The sequence below is a fragment of the Cedecea sp. Ae19-4 genome (assembly GCF_059801165.1).
The window spans coordinates 2628402-2651724 of the sequence record NZ_JBCHWG010000001.1; the positions used below are offsets into that span (position 1 = coordinate 2628402).

The 23323-nt window shown below is 54.5% G+C and carries 22 protein-coding genes and 1 other annotated feature; of the genes, 10 read left to right on the plus strand and 12 right to left on the minus strand.

Going from position 1 to position 23323, the window contains the following annotated elements; translation table 11 throughout:
* Positions 1–55: 55 nt before the first annotated feature.
* Positions 56–406 carry a hypothetical protein gene (locus AAIE02_RS12420; protein WP_008460252.1) on the plus strand — a complete coding sequence of 117 codons (351 nt, stop codon included), beginning with the start codon at positions 56–58 and terminating at the stop codon, positions 404–406.
* A gap of 154 nt (positions 407–560) precedes the next feature.
* Here AAIE02_RS12420 and htpG read toward each other — a convergent pair whose 3' ends face one another.
* The 3 genes from htpG to AAIE02_RS12435 form a co-directional block, all read right to left on the minus strand.
* Entirely contained in the window at positions 561–2435 is a 1875-nt protein-coding gene (gene htpG, locus AAIE02_RS12425) for a molecular chaperone HtpG (protein WP_008460253.1), read from the minus strand.
* A gap of 110 nt (positions 2436–2545) precedes the next feature.
* Positions 2546–3151 carry a recombination mediator RecR gene (recR, locus tag AAIE02_RS12430; RefSeq protein ID WP_008460255.1) on the minus strand — a complete coding sequence of 202 codons (606 nt, stop codon included), beginning with the start codon at positions 3149–3151 and terminating at the stop codon, positions 2546–2548.
* Between the two features lie 103 nt (positions 3152–3254).
* Positions 3255–4124 carry a pirin family protein gene (locus AAIE02_RS12435; protein ID WP_008460257.1) on the minus strand — a complete coding sequence of 290 codons (870 nt, stop codon included), beginning with the start codon at positions 4122–4124 and terminating at the stop codon, positions 3255–3257.
* Between the two features lie 108 nt (positions 4125–4232).
* On the opposite strand from AAIE02_RS12435, the gene AAIE02_RS12440 reads away from it, so the two are divergent.
* Positions 4233–5138 (plus strand): LysR family transcriptional regulator, encoded by a 906-nt coding sequence (locus tag AAIE02_RS12440; protein ID WP_498532611.1) that lies wholly within the window; start codon positions 4233–4235, stop codon positions 5136–5138.
* A 40-nt stretch (positions 5139–5178) separates the two neighbouring features.
* On the opposite strand, the gene AAIE02_RS12445 is transcribed toward AAIE02_RS12440, so the two are convergent.
* The 4 genes from AAIE02_RS12445 to AAIE02_RS12460 form a co-directional block, all read right to left on the minus strand.
* Complete coding sequence (locus AAIE02_RS12445; RefSeq protein WP_008460260.1) at positions 5179–5508, minus strand: YbaB/EbfC family nucleoid-associated protein; 330 nt, start codon at positions 5506–5508, stop codon at positions 5179–5181.
* Between the two features lie 87 nt (positions 5509–5595).
* Complete coding sequence (gene dnaX, locus AAIE02_RS12450) at positions 5596–7524, minus strand: DNA polymerase III subunit gamma/tau (protein ID WP_498532612.1); 1929 nt, start codon at positions 7522–7524, stop codon at positions 5596–5598.
* Positions 6196–6260: a sequence feature (DnaX frameshifting element), on the minus strand. Its footprint overlaps the gene before it by 65 nt.
* Before the next feature lie 246 nt (positions 7525–7770).
* Positions 7771–8322 (minus strand): adenine phosphoribosyltransferase, encoded by a 552-nt coding sequence (gene apt, locus AAIE02_RS12455; RefSeq protein ID WP_008460281.1) that lies wholly within the window; start codon positions 8320–8322, stop codon positions 7771–7773.
* Between the two features lie 151 nt (positions 8323–8473).
* Positions 8474–8851, minus strand: a complete 378-nt coding sequence (locus tag AAIE02_RS12460) for a DUF454 family protein (protein ID WP_166990606.1) — start codon at positions 8849–8851, stop codon at positions 8474–8476.
* A 35-nt stretch (positions 8852–8886) separates the two neighbouring features.
* Here AAIE02_RS12460 and priC point away from each other — a divergent pair, with 35 nt between their 5' ends.
* Both priC and rsmS read left to right on the plus strand, forming a co-directional pair.
* Positions 8887–9423, plus strand: a complete 537-nt coding sequence (gene priC / locus AAIE02_RS12465; protein WP_008460286.1) for a primosomal replication protein PriC — start codon at positions 8887–8889, stop codon at positions 9421–9423.
* Between the two features lie 19 nt (positions 9424–9442).
* Positions 9443–9610 carry a pleiotropic regulatory protein RsmS gene (rsmS, locus tag AAIE02_RS12470; protein WP_008460289.1) on the plus strand — a complete coding sequence of 56 codons (168 nt, stop codon included), beginning with the start codon at positions 9443–9445 and terminating at the stop codon, positions 9608–9610.
* Here the strand turns inward: rsmS and mscK are convergent.
* Together mscK and acrR are read right to left on the minus strand one after the other, a co-directional pair.
* A complete protein-coding gene (mscK, locus tag AAIE02_RS12475) occupies positions 9607–12987 on the minus strand; it encodes a mechanosensitive channel MscK (RefSeq protein WP_498532613.1) in 3381 nt (1126 codons plus the stop codon). The two genes, rsmS and mscK, sit on opposite strands and share 4 nt — an antisense overlap.
* Before the next feature lie 150 nt (positions 12988–13137).
* A complete protein-coding gene (gene acrR, locus AAIE02_RS12480) occupies positions 13138–13776 on the minus strand; it encodes a multidrug efflux transporter transcriptional repressor AcrR (RefSeq protein ID WP_008460292.1) in 639 nt (212 codons plus the stop codon).
* A 143-nt stretch (positions 13777–13919) separates the two neighbouring features.
* On the opposite strand from acrR, the gene AAIE02_RS12485 reads away from it, so the two are divergent.
* From AAIE02_RS12485 to AAIE02_RS12510, 6 genes are all read left to right on the plus strand, one after another.
* Complete coding sequence (locus AAIE02_RS12485) at positions 13920–15119, plus strand: efflux RND transporter periplasmic adaptor subunit (RefSeq protein ID WP_166871834.1); 1200 nt, start codon at positions 13920–13922, stop codon at positions 15117–15119.
* A gap of 22 nt (positions 15120–15141) precedes the next feature.
* Positions 15142–18291 carry a multidrug efflux RND transporter permease subunit AcrB gene (acrB, locus tag AAIE02_RS12490; RefSeq protein ID WP_166990600.1) on the plus strand — a complete coding sequence of 1050 codons (3150 nt, stop codon included), beginning with the start codon at positions 15142–15144 and terminating at the stop codon, positions 18289–18291.
* A 564-nt stretch (positions 18292–18855) separates the two neighbouring features.
* Complete coding sequence (gene tomB, locus AAIE02_RS12495) at positions 18856–19230, plus strand: Hha toxicity modulator TomB (protein WP_008460297.1); 375 nt, start codon at positions 18856–18858, stop codon at positions 19228–19230.
* A gap of 27 nt (positions 19231–19257) precedes the next feature.
* Entirely contained in the window at positions 19258–19473 is a 216-nt protein-coding gene (hha, locus tag AAIE02_RS12500) for a hemolysin expression-modulating protein Hha (RefSeq protein ID WP_008460299.1), read from the plus strand.
* Between the two features lie 250 nt (positions 19474–19723).
* A complete protein-coding gene (maa, locus tag AAIE02_RS12505) occupies positions 19724–20275 on the plus strand; it encodes a maltose O-acetyltransferase (protein ID WP_008460300.1) in 552 nt (183 codons plus the stop codon).
* A gap of 125 nt (positions 20276–20400) precedes the next feature.
* Positions 20401–20877, plus strand: a complete 477-nt coding sequence (locus tag AAIE02_RS12510; protein WP_008460303.1) for a YlaC family protein — start codon at positions 20401–20403, stop codon at positions 20875–20877.
* A 3-nt stretch (positions 20878–20880) separates the two neighbouring features.
* Here the strand turns inward: AAIE02_RS12510 and ykgO are convergent, their stop codons facing one another.
* From ykgO to AAIE02_RS12525, 3 genes are all read right to left on the minus strand, one after another.
* Positions 20881–21021, minus strand: a complete 141-nt coding sequence (ykgO, locus tag AAIE02_RS12515; RefSeq protein WP_003859006.1) for a type B 50S ribosomal protein L36 — start codon at positions 21019–21021, stop codon at positions 20881–20883.
* 3 nt (positions 21022–21024) lie between these two features.
* A complete protein-coding gene (locus AAIE02_RS12520) occupies positions 21025–21285 on the minus strand; it encodes a type B 50S ribosomal protein L31 (protein ID WP_008460319.1) in 261 nt (86 codons plus the stop codon).
* Positions 21286–21409: 124 nt separating this feature from the next.
* Entirely contained in the window at positions 21410–23314 is a 1905-nt protein-coding gene (locus AAIE02_RS12525; protein ID WP_498532614.1) for a methyl-accepting chemotaxis protein, read from the minus strand.
* Positions 23315–23323: the final 9 nt, after the last annotated feature.

Sequence of the window (23323 nt, forward strand, 5' to 3'; positions counted from 1 at the left end):
TGGCGTCAGGCTGTTAACCAGGAGATCTATTTTGCTAAAAGGAAGAGCGCCCGCCATGAATAAGCCCTTAATTGCCATTATCTGTTGTTTGCTGCTAAGCGGGTGCACATCTCAGTGGGTAAAAACTCGCAGTAACGCGCAGGAGTACACCAGCGCACGAGGAGACTGTGAAACCCAGTCCCAGCAGGCTTTTCCGGTAAGGAATGAGGTTGCACAACGTACTAAGTACACCACTTACTACGAAGCCTGTACTAAAAAAGATGAGTGTGATGGCGAGAAAACCCGGGCGGTAAAAAAGCCAGAAATTGAAAGCTATGTGATGGACGTGAATAGCGAAAGCCGGGACCGGTTATTTAATCAATGCATGGAACTGAAAGGTTGGGAAAGCAAAATAAAGTGGCTGTAATATCTGAAATTCAACATCCATAGCCCGTATTCCGACAGAAAAATAACCTTACTTTTTAAAGCATGAAATTTTCTGCAGTTACTGTGCCTGAATATTTAAGTGAAAAAAAACCACCTGTCGATACAGGTGGTTTTTGTCAGATAATCAATCCGACTTAAGAAACCAGCAGCTGGTTCATGCGGCGGATGAACTGGTTAGGATCTTCCAGCTGGCCGCGTTCAGCTAACAGCGCCTGGTCAAGCAGCAGCTCAACCCACTCGCTAAACTGCGCGTCATCCTGCGTATCCGCAGCGCGTTTCACCAGCGCATGCTCCGGGTTAAGCTCGAAGATGTACTTCACTTCCGGCACTTCCTGGCCCGCAGCGGCAAACAGTTTCGCCATCTGGGTGCTCATGTCGTTGCTGTCGGTGGTGACGATCGCCGGGGTATCGGTCAGGCGATGCGTCAGACGCACTTCCTTCACACGCTCGCCCAGCAGGGTTTTCACGCGGTCCACGAACGGCTCCAGCGCCTTCTCAGCTTCTTTCGCTTCTTCGGTTTCTTCGTCCGTCAACTTATCCAGTGATTCATCGGTCTTGCTGACTGACTGGAACGCTTTCCCGTCGAACTCGGTCAGGTAGCTCATCATCCACTCGTCGATGCGATCGGAAAGCAGCAGGACTTCGATGCCTTTCTTACGCAGCAGTTCCAGGTGCGGGCTGCTCTTCGCCGCCGCGTAGCTGTCCGCGGTGATGTAGTAGATCTTCTCCTGGCCTTCTTTCATGCGGGAGACATACTCTTCCAGCGACACGGTCTGCGCGGAGGAGTCGTTGTGCGTGGTCGCGAAGCGCAGCAGTTTAGCGATAGCTTCCTGGTTCGCGTTATCTTCCGCCGGGCCTTCTTTCAACACCAGGCCAAAGTTTTTCCAGAAGGTCTGGTATTTCTCAGCATCGTCTTTCGCCAGCTTGTCCAGCATCTGCAGCACACGCTTGGTCAGCGCGCTGCGCAGGTTCTGGGTCACGCGGCTGTCCTGCAGGATTTCACGGGAAACGTTCAGCGGCAGATCGTTAGAATCTATCAGGCCACGCACGAAGCGCAGGTAGTTCGGCATGAACTGCTCGGCATCGTCCATGATAAACACGCGCTGCACGTAGAGTTTCAGCCCGTGTTTGTGGTCACGGTTCCACATATCCCACGGCGCCTGCGCAGGGATGTACAACAGGCTGGTGTACTCCTGCTTCCCTTCTACACGGTTGTGGCTCCAGGCCAGCGGGTCGGTAAAGTCGTGAGCGATGTGCTTGTAGAACTCTTTGTATTCGTCATCGCTAACTTCGGATTTGCTTCGGGTCCACAGCGCCTGAGCTTTGTTGATTTTTTCCCAGCTAACGATGGTCTCACCGTCTTTTTCTTCCTGCTGTTCAATCTCAACCGGCAGAGCGATGTGATCAGAATATTTGCTGATGATGGAGCGAACGCGCCAGTCGTCGAGGAACTCATCTTCGCCTTCACGCAGATGCAGCGTGATTTCGGTACCACGATCGACTTTCTCAATGTCGGCCACGGTGTATTCACCCGCGCCTTCAGACTCCCAGAACACGCCCTGCTCCGCGCTGGCACCGGCGGCGCGAGTGCGAACGGTGACTTTGTCCGCCACGATAAACGCAGAATAGAAGCCTACGCCGAACTGGCCGATAAGCTGGCTGTCTTTCGCCTGGTCAGACCCCATGGACTCGAGGAAAGCCTTGGTGCCGGATTTAGCAATGGTGCCCAGATGATCGATAACTTCATCACGGGTCATGCCGATGCCGTTATCGGCAATAGTCAGGGTACGGTTGTCTTTGTTAAAAGAGACGCGAACGCGCAGTTCACCGTCACCTTCGTAAAGGCTGGCGTCAGACAGGGCGCGGAAGCGCAGCTTGTCTGCCGCATCGGAGGCGTTGGAGATCAGCTCACGCAGGAAGATTTCTTTGTTTGAATAGAGAGAATGGATCATCAGGTGCAGAAGCTGTTTTACCTCTGACTGAAAACCGCGGGTCTCTTGTCCTTTCATGGTCATTGATACCTCAACAAAATCATACGGGATGAAGAAAACGTTGAGGGGGATATGGTAGCGATTTGTGCCTTTTCAAGCTGGAGGAGGCAAAAACCTCCCCCAACCGATTAAAAATTAATCTTATGGCGACCCAGCAGCGAGTGTGAAAGCGTGGTGCCATCCACCATTTCCAGCTCGCCGCCCACCGGCACCCCGTGGGCGATACGGCTGGCTTCAACGCCGTACTGCGCGCACAGCTCGGCAATGTAGTTCGCCGTGGCTTCGCCTTCTACCGTCGGATTAGTGGCAAGAATAACTTCTTTCATCGGCTCGCTGGCAAGGCGCTGCTCAAGGCGATCCAGTCCAATATCGTTCGGGCCAATGCCATCCAGCGGCGAGAGGTGCCCCATTAAGACAAAGTAGCGGCCTGAGAACTGGCCGGTTTGCTCGATGGCGTGAATATCCGCCGGGCTTTCCACCACGCAAATCTGGCCGTTTTCCTGGCGACGTGGATTGGAGCAAATGGAGCAAACTTCCTGCTCGGTAAAGGTACGGCAATCCGCACAGTGGCCAATCTCGGACATGGCGCGGGTCAGCGCCTGAGCCAGACGCATGCCGCCGCTGCGGTCGCGCTGCAACAGGGCAAACGCCATACGCTGGGCGGATTTCGGGCCAACGCCGGGCAGGCAGCGCAGGGATTCCATAAGGGCTGAGAGTAAAGGACTGGTTTGCATCGCTCGGGCTTGTGAGAAAAAAGTGGGCTATAGCCTAACATTAGCCCCGCGGATGGGTATAGGAAAAGATATCCCCCGCACGAAGGCTCGCCGGGGGAAATGTTTACGCGATGTCTTTGCCGAAACGACCCTGATTAAAATCATCGATGGCCTGATGAATCTCCTCTTTGGTGTTCATCACGAACGGGCCATAACCCACCACAGGTTCATTCAGAGGCTCACCGCTGAGCAACAGAACCACCGCGTCATTATTGGCTTCGAGGGTCACGCTTTCGCCTTTGGCATCCAGCACTACCAGCTGTGCTTCACGCGCCACCTCTTCACCGTTGACCAGCACCGTGCCTTTCAACACCACCAGCGCCGTGTTCCAGCCGTCTTTCACCGCCAACTGCGTAACGCCTTGTGGGTTCAGGCGCAAATCCCAAATGCTGATTGGCGAGAAGGTCCTGGCCGGGCCTTTGGTTCCGTCAAACTCACCGGCAATCACGCGAACCTTACCGGCATTGTCGGGCAAATCGACCACCGGAATATCGCCGTCGGTAATCGGCTGATAGCCAGGCGCGGTCATTTTGTCTTTTGCAGGCAGGTTAACCCACAGCTGCACCATTTCCAGGCTGCCGCCCGCTTCGCTGAATGCCGGAGAATGGTATTCCTCGTGAAGGATGCCGCTCCCGGCGGTCATCCACTGCACGTCACCCGGGCCAATCACACCGCCGTTGCCCGCGTTATCGCGATGCGCCACTTCGCCTTTGTAGACGATGGTCACGGTTTCAAAGCCACGATGCGGATGCTGATCCACGCCGCGCTGGCCTTTATTGCTCGGCTTAAATTCCGCCGGGCCCGCGTAGTCCAGCAGCAGGAACGGGCTAAGCTGCTCGGCAAATTTTGAGTACGAAAACAGCGACCGAACCGGGAAACCATCCCCCACCCAGTGGGAAGCCGGTGCGGTGTAGACGCCAAGAATTGATTTCATGATTCTCTCCACAAGGGTTGTTTCTGATGGGATAAAGCTTACCCGTCAGACGCTCAGCCCGGTAGAGTGCTAAAATGGACTCAGTGTCCCATAATCAGGACAATAGAAATGCAGGACCTAAACGATCTGTGGTACTTCGTGCAGGTGGTAGACCACGGCGGTTTTTCCCCCGCCAGCCGGGTTATCGACATTCCAAAGTCCCGCCTGAGCCGCCGCATTGCGCTGCTGGAAGAGCGGCTTGAAACCCGCCTGCTGCAGCGCTCGACGCGGAGCTTCACGGTCACCGAAGCCGGGCAGATCTTCTACCGCCACTGCAAGGCAATGATGATTGAAGCAGAAGCGGCGCAGGAAGCCATCGACACGCTCAAGTCAGAGCCGCGAGGGCTGATCCGCCTCACCTGTCCGATAGCGCTGCTGCATGTCCACGTCGGCGATATGCTGGCGCGCTTTATGCATCTTTATCCGCAGATTGTGATTCAGCTTGAGGAAACCAACCGTCGCGTGGACGTGCTGAACGAAAACGTTGATTTAGCTATTCGCGTGCGCCCTTTGCCGCTGGAAGACAGCGACCTGGTGATGCGCAAGCTGGCCACCCGCAGCATGTGCCTGGTCGCCAGCCCTGATCTGGTCGCCCGCCAGGGTATGCCTGCGGCACCTACAGATCTCGCCCACTGGCCAAGCCTGGCGCTGGACAGGCCGCAGCAAACTTATCGCTGGTGCCTGTTTGGCCCGGAACAGCAGGAGGTGATTGTTCACCACAAGCCCCGCTATGTGACGACGGATATGATCGCGCTGCGTACCGCGGCGCTGAACGGGATTGGCGTCGTGCAGCTCCCGAAGCTGATGCTTAACGACGCGCTGGCGCAGGGCAAGCTGGTTCACGTGTTGCCAGAATGGCGAGCAAGAATGGAGATCGTGCATGCGGTCTTCCCTTCACGACGAGGGCAGTTACCTGCGGTGCGGGCGTTGATTGATTTTCTGGCGGAGAGCTATCAGGCGCTGGACGAGGAGTAAGAAAACGGCCTTCTCCCGGGCGGGAGAAGGCGGAAAATCATCAGAATGGCATTTTGAAGCCCGGTGGCAACTGCATGCCGTTGGACACCCCAGCCATTTTTTCTTTCTGCGCTTCGCCGATACGGCGAGCGGCATCGTTGAAGGCTGCGGCAACCAGGTCTTCAACCATCTCTTTGTCATCTTCCATCAGGCTTGGGTCGATTTCGACACGGCGGCAGTTGTGCGCCCCGTTGATGGTGACTTTCACCAGGCCCGCGCCGGACTCGCCGGTGACTTCCATGTTGGCGATTTCTTCCTGAGCCTGGGCCATTTTTTCCTGCATCTGCTGGGCCTGCTTCATCAGGTTACCCAGACCGCCTTTTCCAAACATAATCTTCTCTCTTTCATCGGGCCAGCCCTCACAGAATGCGAGAGTGGCTATCAGGGTTTCACACTATGCCGCGCCAGGCGAGGCATATCAAACAGGGCGAATACTATCTTCATCCAGCTCAGCATCAAAGAACCTTTGCAGAGTCTGAATATTGCTGTCGTTGCTCATCGCCTCGCGCGCCTGCGCCAGCTTCTCTTCGTAGATAGCCTGACGCCACTCCAGCGGCGTACGGCGAGCCAGATTATCATCTTCAATAATAGTCAGTTCTATCGCTTCGCCATGGTGCGAACTCAGGGCATCTGACAGCGTTTTTTGCGCCGATGGCGAATTCAGGTGGCGCTGGCCAGGACGCAAATGCAGGCAAACCCGGTTGCCGTCCACCTCTTTCCAGGCGTTAAGCGCCAGCTGTTGTACCAGCTTTGGCAGCACCAGCTGATTGATTTCCGCCGCCCATTCATCGCGCTCGATAGCCTCTTCGGCCAGCTTCTGCGCTAGCTCCGGCGTTTTTTCATGCTCAAGCGCCTTTTTCAGCGCCTTGGGCGTAGCGACCGGTTCAGGGGCGACTTCCGTCGGATTTTGTGCCTTCCAGCGATAGGCTTCAGGCTTCGCTGGTTTTTCCAGCGCCGTCGGCGCAGGGCGCGCCTGAACGCGTTCGGTCACCGAGGCCAAACGTTCCAGCGCGGAGCTTTTTGCCGGCCGCGCTAGTCGTTGCGCTGCCGGCTCATTCTTTTTTGCTTTATCAGCCTCCTGCTGGCGCATCAGTTGGCTGCGCGCCTGGAGGATCTGGCTGGTGGCATCCGGCAGCGGAGGGGCTTCCCGGTCCGGCGGCGGTGCCGCCTGCTGCTGCCTTACCGCTGGCTGGTGTGAGACCGGGTTAATCACCGGAATGCTTGCCGCCTGGCGAGGTGCTTCCGGCTCAGGCAGCGGCTTGCGCGGATGGAAAGCCAGCGCGCGCAGCAGCGTCATTTCTACGCCCATGCGGCGATCCGGCGCCCACGGCAGCTCTTTGCGGCCAATCAGCAATGTCTGGTAATAAAGCTGCACGTCGGCCGGGGGAACAACGCGGGCAAGCTCTCGCATGCGCTGTTCGATGGCTGCCATATCGCTGCCAAGGGCGGACGGAGAAAGCTGAACCATCGCCACGCGGTGTAGCAGCGCGGACATTTCTACCAGCAGAGCTTCCCACTCCACGCCGCGAGCGGCTGCGTCGTTAAGCAATGCCATGACTCGCTGGCCGTCAGCCTGGACGACAGCTTCAATCAGCGACAGCGCCTGGTCATCATCCAGCGTGCCGAGCATAGCGCTGACGGCGGCGGTGGTGACCTTCCCGTCGCCGCTGGCAATCGCCTGGTCGGTGAGGCTCAGCGCATCACGCAGGCTGCCGTCCGCCGCGCGGGCTAACAGCTGCAGCGCGCGGGGCTCGCTCACGACCTTCTCTTCACCAAGAATATGCTCCAACTGATGGCGGATCTGTTCGACGTCCAGCGCTTTCAGGTGGAATTGCAGGCAGCGAGAAAGAATGGTCACCGGCAGCTTTTGCGGATCGGTAGTTGCCAGCAGGAATTTTACGTGCGGAGGCGGCTCTTCCAGCGTCTTAAGCAGCGCATTAAAGCTGTGGCGCGAGAGCATGTGCACTTCGTCGATAAGGTAGACTTTAAAGCGGCCACGCGCGGGGGCGTACTGCACGTTGTCCAGCAGATCGCGGGTGTCTTCTACTTTGGTGCGCGAGGCGGCGTCTATCTCAATCAGGTCGACAAAGCGGCCCTGTTCTATTTCGCGGCAGTTATCGCAGACGCCACAAGGGGTCGCGGTAATACCGGTTTCGCAATTCAGCCCTTTCGCCAGCAGACGGGCGATTGAGGTTTTCCCCACCCCACGAGTGCCGGAAAAAAGATACGCATGGTGGATGCGGCCCAGCGACAAACCATTAGCCAGCGCGGTCAGTACGTGTTGCTGGCCGACAACATCAGCAAAAGTTTGGGGGCGCCATTTGCGGGCTAAGACCTGGTAGCTCATCTGGAGTTAGGCTCTGGTTCGCGGGAAAGGTGAATCGAGGGGGTAATGCTAACATAAGCCCCGCCCGCTGGGCGAGGCTTGTGATATCTGACTGGATATTGACGCTTTAAAAGCATTCTCTTCGCCTCAAAAAAGCAAAGGATATGAACTTTTGGCTTGCCCAAACGCCTAAAAACCACGTTTTTTGGGCGTTTGTCTCTAAACTAAAGCCCCGCCCGCTGGGCGAGGCCTGTAGGTCGAAGAAGCTTAGTGGCCCGGGAAAGGCACCAAGCAGAAGCTTTTCACGCCCATGTTTTCCAGACGCTGCTCGCCGCCGAGGTCAAACAGGTTGATAACGAAAGCGGCATCAGTCACTTCCCCACCGAGGCGGCGAATCAGTTTCACCGTCGCTTCAATGGTCCCGCCTGTAGCCAGCAGATCGTCCACGACCAGCACTTTATCGCCCGGTTTGATGGCATCTACGTGGATTTCAAGGCTGTCGGTGCCGTATTCCAGCTCGTAGCTTTCGGCGATGGTTTCGCGCGGCAACTTACGAGGTTTGCGCACGGGAATGAACCCCACGCCCAGCTCCAGCGCAACCGGAGCACCAAACAGGAAGCCACGGGCCTCGGTGCCCACCACTTTGGTGATACCGGCGTCTTTGAAACGAGAAACTAACAGCGCAATGCTGGTGGCATATGCTTTCGGATCTTCCAGCAAGCTGGTCACGTCACGGAACAGAATTCCTGGTTTTGGGTAATCAGGAACGCTTTTAATGCTGTTTTTGAGATATTCAAGCTGCTGCGCAGTCGCGGTCATCGGTTTATGCCTGCTAAAAACATGATACTAAACAGAGTACCTGTGGGTTCAAATGTGAACCACTGGTTAACGGTTAACCAGCTGTACCCGTGCTCGAAAACGCTCGAATTTACTGGCTGGACGCGACAATTGCAACAGCTTCTGCTGCGGTTTATCGCTTTTGTTGCGCTTCATCAACCACCGGAATGCGCCACATAAAGATCAACAGCGCACAAAGTATCACCAGCAGCAAAATTCTAACCCACACTATCTTCACCAGCCATAGCGAAAGCGCGAAGGTGGCAAGAATAAACAGGATAGCTTTTGGCTTAGATCCGCGGGGCATCGCGCGGTGAGTTTGCCAGTGCCGCAGATAGCTGCCAAACCATGAACGGTACAGCAGCCAGTGGTGAAAACGAGGCGACGAGCGGGCAAAACACCACGCGGCCAGCAGCAAAAATGGCGTGGTCGGCAACAGCGGTAATATCACGCCAAGCGTCGCAAGCACTACCGCCAGCCAGCCGATGATGAGTAGAATAAGACGCTTCATGCTGTAACCTCTGACAATCCCTGGAGAGCCATTCTGTGAAAACCGCTTCGCTGTTACAAGCCCTGGAAACCCGGGTCGCCGAGCTGGCCGCCGCCGTTGAGCCGGTCGCCCTGCTTCGGGCAAGCCAGGCGCGCTTCGACCGCAAGCTTTTCCATACCCACAGCACGCAGCTGAAAGACTATCTCCAGGAAGCTCAGGCTAATCTCGCCCAGCTTCAGCTTAGCGTCAGCCACGGTAAAACGGACCAGGTGGCATTTATCGCCGAAAAGCTGGTGGCACAGATTGCCGCGCTACAGCGGGAATTGGCCACCGCGCATTTACGCCAAAGCGAGCCGCAGCAAAAGGTGCAGGAAAACCTGTACGAAAAACTGGCTACCCATCAGGATTACGAACGCAGGCTGCTGGCGATGGTGAGCGATAGAGAAAGCCAGCTTTCCCTGCAAACCACGCTTGCTGGCCAGCAAAAGCTTCAGCGAGAACTGGCCGCGCTGGAAGGCCGCCTGCAGCGCTGTCGTCAGGCGCTGACCCGCATAGAAAAAGCCATTGAAAGACGCGAACGCGGGCTGAGTTAACCCCAACTAAGGAGCAAGAATGTCGCTGGATAACGCCCCGGACGAGGTCAAACTGGCCGTCGATTTAATCATGCTGCTGGAGCAGCACCAGATCCCAACGGACACCGCCCTCGCGGCGCTGGACATTGTCCGTCAGGATTTTCTGCGTAAGCAGCGGGAAGCACAAACGCCCCCCGCCGGCGATTAAGGCTGGCTGGTCGGCGGCGGCAGGCCGCCGTTTTTGCCTAAATCACGCTTAACTTCCGTTAGTTCATCGCCTTTTTCATTGTGCAGATGCACTTCAAGCTGGTTAAAGGCGATGTTGATATTGTTTTCACGGCACAGTCTGTCAATGGCGCGGTTCAGCTCATCCACGGTAATGCTGCGGTCGCGTAGTTCACGGACATACAGGCGCAGTTCATGGTCAAGCGTGCTGGCGCCAAACGTGGTGAAGTACACCGCTGGTTCCGGGTCGTGCATCACTCTCGGATGTTCCATCGCCGCCTTCAGCAAGATCGCTTTCACTTTATCGAGATCGGATCCATACGCCACGCCGAGCTTGATCACCACGCGGGTGATCGTGTCCGTCAGCGACCAGTTGATCAGTCGTTCGGTCACAAACGCTTTGTTCGGAATGATCACTTCTTTACGGTCAAAGTCGGTGATTGTCGTCGCACGGATGCGGATCTTACTGACGCTACCGGAGAATGTCCCGATGGTAACGGTATCGCCGATGCGGACCGGGCGTTCAAACAGGATGATCAGGCCGGAAACGAAGTTACCGAAGATCTCTTGCAAACCAAAGCCCAGGCCCACCGACAGTGCCGCCGCCAGCCACTGCAGTTTGTCCCACGACACGCCCAGCGAGCCAAACACCGTCATCGCTCCAATCACGATAATGGCGTAGTTGAGGATGGTCGTAATGGCGTAAGAGGCGCCCTGGCGCATTTTCAGCCGCGACAGAACCAGCACTTCCAGCAGGCCCGGCAAGTTTCGAATCAGCGCCCAGGCGACCATCGTCGCCACTATCGCGAACAAGATGCTGCCCATCGTAACGTTTTTCATCACCGTGGCGCCGGCTTCGCTGCCGGTGTAATGCCACAGCACGATGCTGTCGAGATAGGCAAAGACGGTAATTAAATCCGACCAGATGGCGTAGAACACCACGCCGAACAGGGCGAACATCAGCAGCATGGTCAAACGCATGGTTTGCTGGTTGATCTGATCCAGCGCCAGCGGCGGCTCTTCGACCAGCTCTGCGCCCTCTGCCCCCTCTTTAACCATATTCTGGCGGCGAGCCAGCGCGCGGCGGTAGGCAATACGGCGTGCCGCAACGCTCAGACCACGAATCACCGTCTGGTGAATCAGGTTCCAGATAATGACCAGATAAACTGTGTCTATCCAGCGATTAGCCAGGCGCAGCGTGGTATAGAAATAGCCGGTTGCGGTCAGCACCAGCAGCGCGACCGGCACAATGGAGAGCACCGTAATGGTCAGCAGCCGCATCGGATGGGACTCTTTGTCCCGCCAGTTGTCGCGGCACATCGGGATAACCAGCGCGGTGATCAGCAGTAGGTTAAGGAGGATCATAAACTGCCCGAGCACATCGTCCATCAGGTTCAGCGGTGACATCTCGCCGACGACAGACCAGAACAGCAGCGGCAGCAAGGCAAAGCTGATGCGCACGATTTGGCGACGATAATGACGGGTCAGGTGCTCCGGCATGTTAAACCAGATCACGGCCAGACCGCGGCTGCTCAGAATGCGCCAGGCCATGCCAAACACCAGCCAGAACAGCGCCAGCTCTTTGGCAAACGCCCACAGCAGCTCACTGATATTGAGCTGCATAAACAGCAATACCAGCCCCACCGAGAGAATGGCCATCGTCAGCGGCAGCACTTTCAGGAAGTTGAGCAGAATCGCCTTAGGCGTGTTGAGCTGGGTATCCGTGCGCAGCTGCCCGACCTCCGAGGCCAGCTTAGCCAGCTGCCTGTCGATCCACTTGTAGCGCCAGCGCAGCAGCCCGGCCAGCAGCATTAACGGCAGCGCGGTGAACAGCGACATAAACAGCCCGTCCAGCACTTTGTGCCAGCTGATATCCAGCTTCATGCCTTTGATTTGGTCGTGCAGCGCACCCGGGAAGGATTTGATCCACTCCCAGTTCATCGGTTTGTTACTGTTCACCCAAAAGATTTGCTGGGTCAGCATTTTCTTCAAGCTGCTGCTGACGCTCATCAGCTGCTGTTGGTTAATCTGCAGGTTAATCGCCATCATCAGCTGGTTGCCCAGCTGCTTGTTGAGCTGGTCCAGCAGCTCACGACGCATGTCCACCACCTGCATCAGCGCGTCGTGAACTTCGTCGTTAACCTCGTTTTTATGCCCTTCGACAATCTTGTCGACGTAGCTGTCGCTTTGGAACAGCGCATCACGCTGCTGGTTGATGTCGAACTGCTCCAGGCGCAGGTCGGCGATGCGGTTGGTGAGGTCTTCCAGGTCGTCGGCTGACGGCAGCGTTTGCTGCTGCTGATAAAGAATGCGCGACAGCAAAAGGCTGCCCTTCAGCACCGAGATTTGTTCTTTCAGATTACGCTCGGACTGTAGCGCACGATCGAGCCAGTTTTTAACGCGGATATTCCGCTGAACCAGCTCATTCCCGCTTTGAGTGGCGTTAATCAGCCGCTGGCTGAGCTGGTGGTTAACGTCCAGTTCCTGACGCACCAGCGGGTTATTTTGCACCGCGCTGGCATCGGCGTCGTCTGGCGTGACGGCTTCCTGAGCCGTTTTTTCCGTCAGCGTTAAGCGCTTACTGTTAACCGCTTCCTGCAGCAGTTGAAGCGTGTGCTCAAGCTGCCCGATATTGGCGTTGGTGTAATCGCGCTGTTTTTGCAGCGCATCCTGCAAGACAGTGTTGCCTTCCAGGCTTTTCCGCTGTTGCTCAATTTGGGTATTCAACAGCGCCTGCTGCACCAGCAGCAAGTTTTGCTGGCTTGGACGGAGAGTGGCTTCCCCCGGCGTGGTGCCGTTCAGCCTGTTACGCACCTGCAGAAGCTGCTGAGAGGCGCTGTACATGGCATTCTGCACGCGCTCAGGCTGGGTTTGCAGCGACACCAGCTGACTGTTCAGCGTGGATAAATCGTTGTTGGCCGACTGCAGCTGATCCAGTACGCCGGTCAGCCGGGCTTCCAGTTGACGAAGGGAAAGCGAACCCAGCGTTTTACGCGTCGCTTCGTCATCGGCTGGCGTGCTCAGCGAATTCAGCGCGTCGGTCGCCTGCTTCAGCTTGTCCGGTGCCTGGGCAACCGTGGTTTTGAGCTGTGCCGTTTCCTGCTTCACGCGGTCGAGCTTGTCCAGCATCTCAAGCGTTTCGGTGAGATCTTTCTGGGTAAGCTTATCGTCCGGCGTCAGCGTTTTTTGCTTATTCAGCGAGTCCAGCTGCGACTGCACCTCTGCCTTTGTCGGCAAATCGCCATTGCCTGCCGCCGCCTGGGCCACAGAAAAAGGCAACAGGACGGAAACACACAAAAACAGGAAAAGAATCAATGCGGAACGGGAAGTCCGCGACAGAGCGTTGGGCTGGATAGTCATGGTTGAGTCATTACGGTGCTGCGCATGTGAGTGCCAGCTAAAAGTAAAAGGCCACGGAAGACGCGCAGAATAACACGGCTTCAGGGCGCAGAATAGCAATCGCCCTCGGAGGAATCTCAAATGATTTATCGGGTGAATGGCAGCCGAAAGTTACGCCGGTTTGTTCAGCGTGGGGCTAAGCTGGAACATCTCCAGCAGGACGGCGACAAAGTCTGGCGCTTTAGCATGTAAATCAAAGGTTTCCGGAGCCACCAGCCAGTTCTCAATCAGCCCGGTAATGTAGCTGCGCATCAGCGTGACGGCGAGGGAAAGGCGCAGGCCTGCAGGGAGTTTTCCGGCATCGATACAGCGCTGTAAAGCGGCTTCGATACGCTCATTTCCTTCCATATAAAGCGTGCGTCTGGCCTGCTGCAAAACTTCGAGTTCGCCTACAAACTCACACTTGTGGAAAATGATTTCGGTCATCAGGCGCCGGCGCTCTTCTGTCACCGTTGCCTGTAGGATATAAATGAGTAATTCTCTTATCACCGAGAGTGGATCGTCTGGATATTTTGCCCGATACTCAATCTCTAAGTCACCAATACTGGATTCGGTTAGCTCCCAGATCTCACTAAACAATTCCGACTTATTTTTGAAATGCCAGTAAATTGCACCACGAGTTACCCCGGCAGCCTGCGCGATATCCGCTAGCGAAGTCGCAGAGACGCCCTGTTGTGAAAACAGGCGAATCGCAACGTCGAGGATGTGCTGGCGGGTTTCAAGCGCCTGAGCTTTAGTTTTTCGTGCCATAAGTGAGTGAATTTACTTTAGTCAGATTTACATACATTTGTGAACGTATGTACCATAGCACGACGATAATATAAACACAGCAATGGGTTTGTGGACATTTGATCCATTGAACAACTTTGAAATCGGACACTCGAGGTTTACATATGAACAAAAACAGAGGGTTTACGCCTCTGGCGGCCGTTCTGATGCTCTCAGGCAGCTTAGCGCTTACAGGATGTAACGAGAAAGAGACTCAGCAGAGTGCGCCGCACGCCCCGGAAGTGGGTGTAGTGACTCTGAAAAGCGCGCCATTGCAGATTACTACTGAGCTTCCAGGACGCACCAACGCCTTCCGCATCGCAGAAGTTCGTCCTCAGGTTAGCGGCATTATTCTGAAGCGTAACTTCACTGAAGGGAGCGACATTCAGGCCGGTGTTTCGCTGTATCAGATCGATCCTGCCACCTATCAGGCTGCCTACGACAGCGCGAAAGGCGACCTGGCGAAAGCCCAGTCCAGCGCGAATCTTGCACAGCTGACCGTCAAACGTTACCAGAAACTGCTGGGCACCAAGTACATCAGCCAGTCTGACTACGATACGGCTGCGGCAACCGCACAGCAGGCAAACGCTGACGTCGTCGCAGCAAAAGCCGCAGTGGAAACTGCTCGTATCAACCTGGCCTACACCAAAGTCACTTCACCTATCAGCGGCCGCATCGGGAAATCCGCGGTCACCGAAGGTGCGCTGGTTACCAGCGGGCAAACCACCGCCCTCGCCACCGTCCAGCAGCTTGACCCGATTTATGTGGATGTGACCCAGTCCAGCGATGACTTCCTGCGCCTGAAGCAGGAGCTGGCCGACGGCAAACTGAAACAGGAAAACGGTAAAGCGAAAGTCCAGCTGACGATGAACAACGGCGTTGCCTACCCTCAGGAAGGCTCGCTGGAATTCTCTGAAGTGACCGTTGACCAGACCACCGGGTCTATCACCCTGCGCGCTATCTTCCCTAACCCGGACAAAACCCTGCTGCCAGGAATGTTTGTTCGCGCCAAACTGGAAGAAGGCGTTAACCCGAATGCCATCCTGGTTCCGCAGCAGGGGGTAACTCGTACTCCACGCGGTGATGCTTCAGCGATGGTTGTTGGGAAGGATGACAAAGTTGAAGTTCGCCAGCTGCAAACCAGCCAGGCGATCGGCGACAAATGGCTGGTTACCGATGGGTTACAAACAGGCGATCGCGTGATTGTTACCGGCCTACAGAAAGTAAAACCGGGTGTTCAGGTAAAAGCGCAGGAAGTTGCGGAAGACAATAAAGGCCAACAGCAACCCGCCGCAGGCGCGCAGTCAGAACAACCGAAGTCTTAACTCAAACAGGAGCCGTTAAGACATGTCTAAGTTTTTTATCGATCGCCCCATCTTTGCCTGGGTAATCGCCATCATTATTATGTTGGCGGGTGCGCTTGCGATCATGAAATTGCCTATCGCGCAGTATCCTACGATCGCGCCACCGGCAATTCAGATCTCTGCTAACTACCCGGGTGCAGATGCGAAAACGGTACAGGATTCAGTAACCCAGGTTATCGAACAGAATATGAACGGTATCGATGGCCTGTTATACATGTCCTCTACCAGTGATTCCTCTGGTACCGTTCAAATCACCATCACCTTCGATTCCGGCACCGATGCCGATATCGCACAGGTTCAGGTGCAGAACAAACTGCAATTGGCTATGCCGCTGCTGCCGCAGGAAGTACAGCAGCAAGGGGTTAGCGTTGAGAAGTCCTCAAGCAGCTTCCTGATGGTACTGGGTATGATCAGCACCGACGGTTCTATGAACCAGCAGGATATTGCGGACTACGTTGGCGCAACCATTAAAGACCCGGTCAGCCGTACCCACGGTGTCGGTGACGTTCAGCTGTTTGGTGCTCAGTACGCGATGCGTATCTGGATGGATCCGAACAAACTGAACAACTACCAGCTGACGCCGGTGGATGTGATCAACGCTATCAAGGCACAAAACGCCCAGGTAGCAGCGGGCCAGCTCGGCGGAACGCCGCCGGTCAAAGGTCAACAGTTGAACGCCTCCATCATTGCGCAAACCCGTCTGAAATCAGCAGAAGAGTTCAGCAAAATCCTGATGAAAGTGAATCAGGATGGATCTCGCGTACTGCTGAAAGACGTGGCAAAAGTTGAGCTGGGCGGCGAAAGCTATGACGTTATCGCTCGCTATAACGGCCAGCCTGCTGCCGGTCTGGGTGTAAAACTGGCGACAGGTGCTAACGCCCTGGATACCGCCGAAGCGGTACGCGCCACGGTAGAAAAACTTCAGCCTTACTTCCCGGCAGGCCTGAAAGTTGTATATCCGTACGACACCACGCCGTTCGTTAAAATCTCCATTAACGAAGTGGTGAAAACGCTGGTCGAAGCTATCGTGCTGGTGTTCCTGGTTATGTATCTGTTCCTGCAGAACTTCCGGGCAACGCTGATTCCAACCATTGCGGTACCGGTGGTACTGCTGGGCACGTTCGCTATCCTTGCCACCTTTGGCTACTCGATAAACACCCTGACGATGTTCGGCATGGTGCTGGCGATAGGCCTGTTGGTGGATGACGCCATCGTTGTGGTTGAGAACGTCGAGCGCGTGATGGTGGAAGATGGACTGCCACCGAAGGAAGCCACGCGTAAATCCATGGGTCAGATTCAGGGCGCACTGGTCGGTATCGCGATGGTACTGTCTGCAGTGTTTGTCCCAATGGCCTTCTTCGGCGGCTCTACCGGTGCCATCTATCGTCAGTTCTCGATTACTATCGTTTCGGCGATGGTGCTGTCGGTACTGGTCGCGATGATCCTGACTCCTGCACTCTGTGCAACCATGCTTAAGCCAATCCCGAAAGGTCATCACGATGACAAGAAAGGGTTCTTCGGCTGGTTCAACAGAATGTTCGACAAGAGCACGCACCACTACACCGACAGCGTCGGTAACATTCTGCGCAGCACCGGCCGCTATCTGGTGGTGTATTTGCTGATTGTTGTCGGCATGGCAGTTCTGTTTGTTCGTCTGCCAAGCTCGTTCTTGCCGGACGAAGACCAGGGCGTGCTGTTAGCCATGGCGCAGCTGCCTGCGGGGGCAACCCAGGAACGTACGCAGAAAGTGCTGGATGAAGTCACGGATTACTTCCTGACGAAAGAGAAAGCCAACGTTAACTCAGTGTTTACCGTTAACGGCTTCGGCTTCTCCGGTCGTGGTCAGAATACCGGTCTGGCGTTCGTGTCGCTTAAAGACTGGAGTGAGCGCTCTGGAGAAGAGAACAAAGTTCCGGCTATTGCAGGCCGTGCGATGGGCACCTTCTCGCAGATTAAAGATGCAATGGTCTTTGCCTTTAACCTGCCGGCGATTGTCGAGCTGGGTACCGCAACCGGCTTTGACTTCCAGCTGATTGACCAGGCAAACCTTGGCCACGAGCAGCTCACTCAGGCTCGTAACCAGCTGTTCGGCATGATTGCCCAGCACCCTGACCTGCTGGTTGGCGTGCGTCCGAACGGTCTGGAAGATACACCGCAGTTCAAAATCGATATCGATCAGGAAAAAGCACAGGCGCTGGGGGTATCCATCAGCGATATTAATACCACGCTGGGCGCAGCCTGGGGCGGCAGCTACGTCAATGACTTCATCGACCGTGGCCGCGTGAAGAAAGTGTACGTCATGGCCGAAGCGCCATACCGTATGCTGCCAAGCGACATCGGTAACTGGTACGTGCGTGGCTCTTCCGGCCAGATGGTACCGTTCTCCGCGTTCTCTACCTCACGCTGGGAATACGGTTCACCGCGTCTGGAACGTTACAATGGCTTACCGTCCATGGAAATTCTTGGCCAGGCAGCACCGGGTAAAAGTACCGGTGAAGCAATGGACATGATGGAACAGCTTGCGTCGAAATTGCCAACCGGCATTGGCTTTGACTGGACGGGCATGTCCTACCAGGAACGCCTGTCCGGCAACCAGGCCCCTGCCCTGTACGCCATCTCGCTGATTGTGGTCTTCCTGTGTCTGGCGGCGCTGTATGAGAGCTGGTCAATTCCGTTCTCGGTCATGCTGGTTGTTCCGCTTGGCGTATTCGGTGCCCTGCTGGCGGCAACGATGCGTGGCCTCACCAACGACGTTTACTTCCAGGTTGGTCTGCTAACAACCATTGGTTTGTCGGCGAAGAACGCGATACTTATCGTTGAATTCGCCAAAGATCTGATGGAGAAAGAAGGCAAAGGTCTGATTGAAGCGACGCTGGAAGCCGTGCGTATGCGTCTGCGTCCGATCCTGATGACTTCTCTGGCGTTTATCCTCGGGGTAATGCCGCTGGTTATCAGTACCGGTGCGGGCAGTGGCGCGCAGAACGCCGTAGGTACCGGTGTAATGGGCGGTATGGTGACTGCGACCGTGCTGGCTATCTTCTTCGTGCCGGTGTTCTTCGTGGTGGTACGCCGCCGCTTTAGCCGCAAGAGTGAAGATATTGAACATGCGCATGCGGTAGAGCATCACCAGTAAGCCGTTCAATCACATAACAAAAGGCCGCGTAATGCGGCCTTTTTTATGAATACAGAAACCGGTTTCAGTATTGTTAATTCAGATTTCTTATTTCCACATTCACTTCTCTCTTCCGCATTATCTTCAACATAAATGCCGCCTCATTTCGGAAAAAATAACGCTTAAATGCTCGTTAATCCATGATTAACGAAACAACAAAAACCGAAGTGTTACATTTATTTGGGAATATTCTTATAAATTAACGCCTGATTTTTAGCCGGATACAGAATAGTCTTATAGATGGATTAACCAGCTGAAAGTTATAAATATTACCGATTATGGGTTAATGACTGTCTGAGAATTTAAGTTAAAATTCATACTAAAGTTTTAATTCACATTTAGTAACGTATTCTCCTTTTTTAACTTAATTGTAATTTTTCGTTAGAGCCGCATGAAATCCAGGCAATATTGATTTATAGTTACAGCACATGTAATAATCGTGGCAACAGTTCTTCACCTCTTCAGGTGTGTCCACCCCAACCCGTTGTGTTTATCATTTGGTTTACCGATAAAAGGGGCAGCACTATGGACGAATACTCACCAAAGCGGCACGACATCGCGCAGCTTAAGTTCCTCTGTGAGAGTCTGTATCACGATTGTCTGACCAATCTTGGTGAGAGCAATCATGGGTGGGTTAATGATCCTACGTCGGCCATTAATCTGCAGTTGAATGAATTGATTGAGCACATTGCAGCATCGGCGCTTAATTATAAGATTAAGTATCCAGATGAGAGCAAATTGATTGAACAGATTGATGAATACCTGGACGATACTTTCATGTTATTTAGCAATTACGGCATTAACGCACAGGACTTGCAGCGGTGGCGTAAATCAGGGAATCGCTTGTTCAGATGTTTCATCAGTGAGAGTCGCGCTAACCCAGTAAGCCACTCGTTCTAAAAATATTAAAATACTTAAGGCGAATTTATGACTACCAAGCTCACTAAGACCGATTATTTGATGCGCCTGCGGCGTTGTCAGACAATTGATACGCTGGAACGCGTAATAGAAAAAAATAAATATGAATTATCAGATAATGAACTGGCGGTATTTTATTCAGCAGCCGACCACCGTCTTGCAGAACTGACGATGAATAAACTGTATGATAAAATCCCACCCTCAGTGTGGAAATTTATTCGTTAATAGCTGTCTTATTAAATAATATTTAAAATCACATTTTATCTTCTGTTATTGTCTGGTTTGTCTCAGTCGATGTTACACAGGTTTGGATTAACGCCCGTTAACCAGCCAGCGAAATACCGCCAGCACTCCTCTACGCTAACCTTCCGCGCCGCAGTCTGCGACGTGAGGTCCATCACGCTCGGGGAACGATACCCACTCTTTTCTTCCGAAATTCAGGTAGCCTTGCAGGCCACTGAAGAGGGAACCCGTGATGAGTGAAGAAAAGCGTAAAATGATTGCCGGAGAGCTATACCGGCCTGGAGACGAAACCCTGCAGCTGGAGAGCCACAAAGCACGCCAACTGCTGCATCGCTACAACCAAAGTTCGCCGGACGAACAGGCGTACCGCGATGAGATCCTCGCCGAGCTGCTTGGCCAGAGCGAAGGGGCTTACATCGAACCCACTTTCCGCTGCGACTATGGCTACAACATCTACCTGGGTAAAAACTTCTACGCCAATTTTGAATGCGTCATGCTGGACCCTTGTCCTATTCGCATTGGTGACAACTGTATGCTGGCACCTGGCGTTCATATTTATACCGCGACCCATCCCCTGGATGCAGAAACACGAAATAGCGGCGTCGAACTTGGCAAGCCAGTGACAATTGGCAATAACGTCTGGATTGGCGGACGCGCGGTTATTAATCCGGGCGTCACCATTGGTGATAATGTGGTGGTGGGTTCAGGCTCGGTAGTGACCAGAGATATTCCAGCCAACTGCGTTGTGGTGGGTAACCCGGCCCGTATCATTAAGACACTTTAAGTCGGTCAGTCTTGTTAACTGTTATGGTTATTTTTGGCTTATCTGTTACTTTTTTGCCTGGTCCCTGGTTCTTAAAATAGTCTGGCCACGCGTACAACCGAAACAGAGAACTTAGAAGGCACACTATGTCAGAAATTCAGCGCCTGCTTACCAATACCATCGAACATCTGAATGAAACTGAAAAGCGCGATAACCGCCCGCGCTTCAGTATCAGTTTTATCCGCAAGCATCCCGGATTATTTATCGGCATGTATATCGGCTGGTTTGCCACAATGTGGGTAATGCTGGAATCAGAAACCCTGGCGGGCTCAGTATGGCTGCTGGTCGTGCTGTTCGCGCTGATGAACGCGTTTTTCTTCTTTGACGTCAACCCTCGCTACCGCTACAGCGATATTGACGTTCTCGACCTGCGCGTTTGCTATAACGGCGAATGGTACAACACCCGCAACGTGCCCACGGCGCTGATCGATGAAATTCTTAACTCCCCAGGCGTGGATGAAGAGCAAAAATCTTTGTTGCACAAAATGCTCAACCGCAAAGGGGAACTGTCGTTTTATGATGTCTTCTCACTCACCCGCCAGCAACCTGCGGGTGAGCGATAACCGCTAGCGACGTTTCTTCCGTCCCTGCACCGCTTTAAAACGCGGATTAGATTTGCAAATCACATACAGCCGCCCCTTACGCTTCACAATCTGGCAATCGGGGTGGCGCTGTTTTGCACTGCGAAGTGAATTCAATACCTGCATTTCTTAAGACTCCTTCCCGCCAAAGAACTTGCCAAAACGCTGCTGGAAGCGCGCCGGGCCGCCTTCATTGACGAAGACTTTCTGTTTGCCGGTGTAATGAGGATGTGAAGCAGAAGAGACTTCGATCGTCACGTAGGGGTAAGTCACCCCGTCCAGCTCAATCTCGCGGTCGGTTTTGATCGTCGAGCCCACTTTAAAATATTCATTTACGCTGGTGTCGTGAAACACCACGGTCCGGTAAAACGGATGGATATCGCGCTGCATAAAAATCGTTCCGATATGTTATAACGTAACAATAAAATAAAAGATGATTGGGCAAATTGCAAGCGGGGTTTCAACGGGAAGGTAGGCCAAAAAGAAACGGGCACCGCCTGGGTGCCCGCTGTGATTAGAGTTTAAATCCGGCGACTACACGCTCAAGCTGAGTGGATTGTTCCGCCATCGAATGCGAGGCGGAAGAGACTTCCTGGACCAGCGCGGCGTTCTGCTGCGTGGTGCTATCCAGCTGATTAATCGCCAGATTCACCTGCTCAATGCCGGTGCTCTGCTCGCGGCTGGAAGACATAATTTCGGCCATCAGCGTCGTCACGTTACGCACGCCCTGAGTCAGCTCTTCCATGGTGCTGCCAGCCTGATTAACCAGCTCAGTCCCCAGATTCACATTGCTCACCGAATTTTCGATCAGCGCTTTAATTTCCCGTGCCGATTGCGCAGAGCGCTGAGCCAGGCTGCGAACCTCAGAAGCCACAACCGCAAAACCTCTGCCCTGCTCACCGGCTCGGGCGGCCTCAACAGCGGCGTTGAGCGCCAGGATATTGGTCTGGAAAGCGATGCTGTCAATCACGCTGATAATATCCACCACTTTGCCGGAAGAAGTCTGAATAGCATTCATCGTGCTGACGACCTGCTTCACCACTTCTCCCCCTTTCACCGCCACGCTGGACGCTTCGCGCGCCAGCTCGTTGGCGTGGGCGGCGTTGTCGGCATTCTGGCGAACGGTGCTGGTCAGCTCCTCCATCGATGCCGCCGTTTGCTCAATCGAACTGGCCTGATCTTCGGTGCGGGCGGACAAATCCTGGTTGCCCGTCGCAATCTGATGAGAGGCCGAAGAAATGGCCCTGGCGCTATCCCCAACCTGCCGCAGCATGGTTTGCAGGTAACTAATCACGCCGTTAAAACTGTCGATAATGGCGTTAAATTCCGGGCTGCTGGTGGGCTCAAGGCGCTGCGTCAGATCAGCACCACCGGCAGACAGGCGGCTGATGTTGTGGTTAAGATCGCCCAGGCGGCGCATCATGTTGCGAACAAACAGCACCAGGATCCCGAGCAAAACGATCGCCATCGGGATCTGCACCATGCCAAGGCGCAGCAGAATCGCGTCCGTTTGTTTGGTCAGCAGCGCAGTTGGCAGGTCAACCGCCAGAATCCACGGGCTGCCTTTTACCGTCTGTAAAATAACGGTGTGCGAAGTGCCGTCGTTATCGTATTCATTCTCACCGCTCTGGCTGGCATTGAAACCGGGCAACATTCCCTGAACCGCTTTCGCCATTGGCAGCGAGCCGCTCAGCTCAGAAAGATTTTTTAAGCCCGCCGTTTTGCCAATCTGATCCGCGTTGCCGACGACTTTCCCGTCGGCTTCGATGATCAGCACCTGGCCTTTCACCGCCTCGCTCATCTGTTTGGCCAGCTGATTAAAGAAGCCCAGCGTCACGTCGATGGTTGCCACGCCCCACGGCTGCCCCTCTTTGGTAATCGCCATGGCGCAGTTCGTTCGCGGCTGCGGGCTGGCGTCATCCTGGTAGGCGTTTGCCCAGGCACATTGCCCTGCCGGAGAAGCCAGCCCGGCTTTGTACCACACCTGCTCGTAATAGTTAGGCGCGGCATCCGAGTTCCAGTAGGTATTTTCTTCAAGTTTATTGCTGCCGTTGCGGGCAAAGAAAGTGCTGAACTTATTGCGCCCCGCCTCGCGTTTTTCCGGCAGAGGCCAGATGCCGCCGCCAAACACGTTCACATCCAGGTACTGATCCACCAGCGTCGGTAATAACTTATTGATATCATCGCTTTGCATTGCAGCCACGGACTGGGTAATGCTGCGCATCTGCGCCTGTACCCGGTTCATCTGCTCGGTAATATTGACCGCCACGTTATCCACTTCGAAGCGAATCAGCTGGGTTTCGTTGCGCTTCAGCTGCGGCGTCACAAAAAAGTGAATCACCAGCGAAGTGACCGCGATTAACAACATGAAAAACAAACATAAAGAGGTAATAAATCGGGATTGTGTAGTTTTTAGCATGATGAAGAC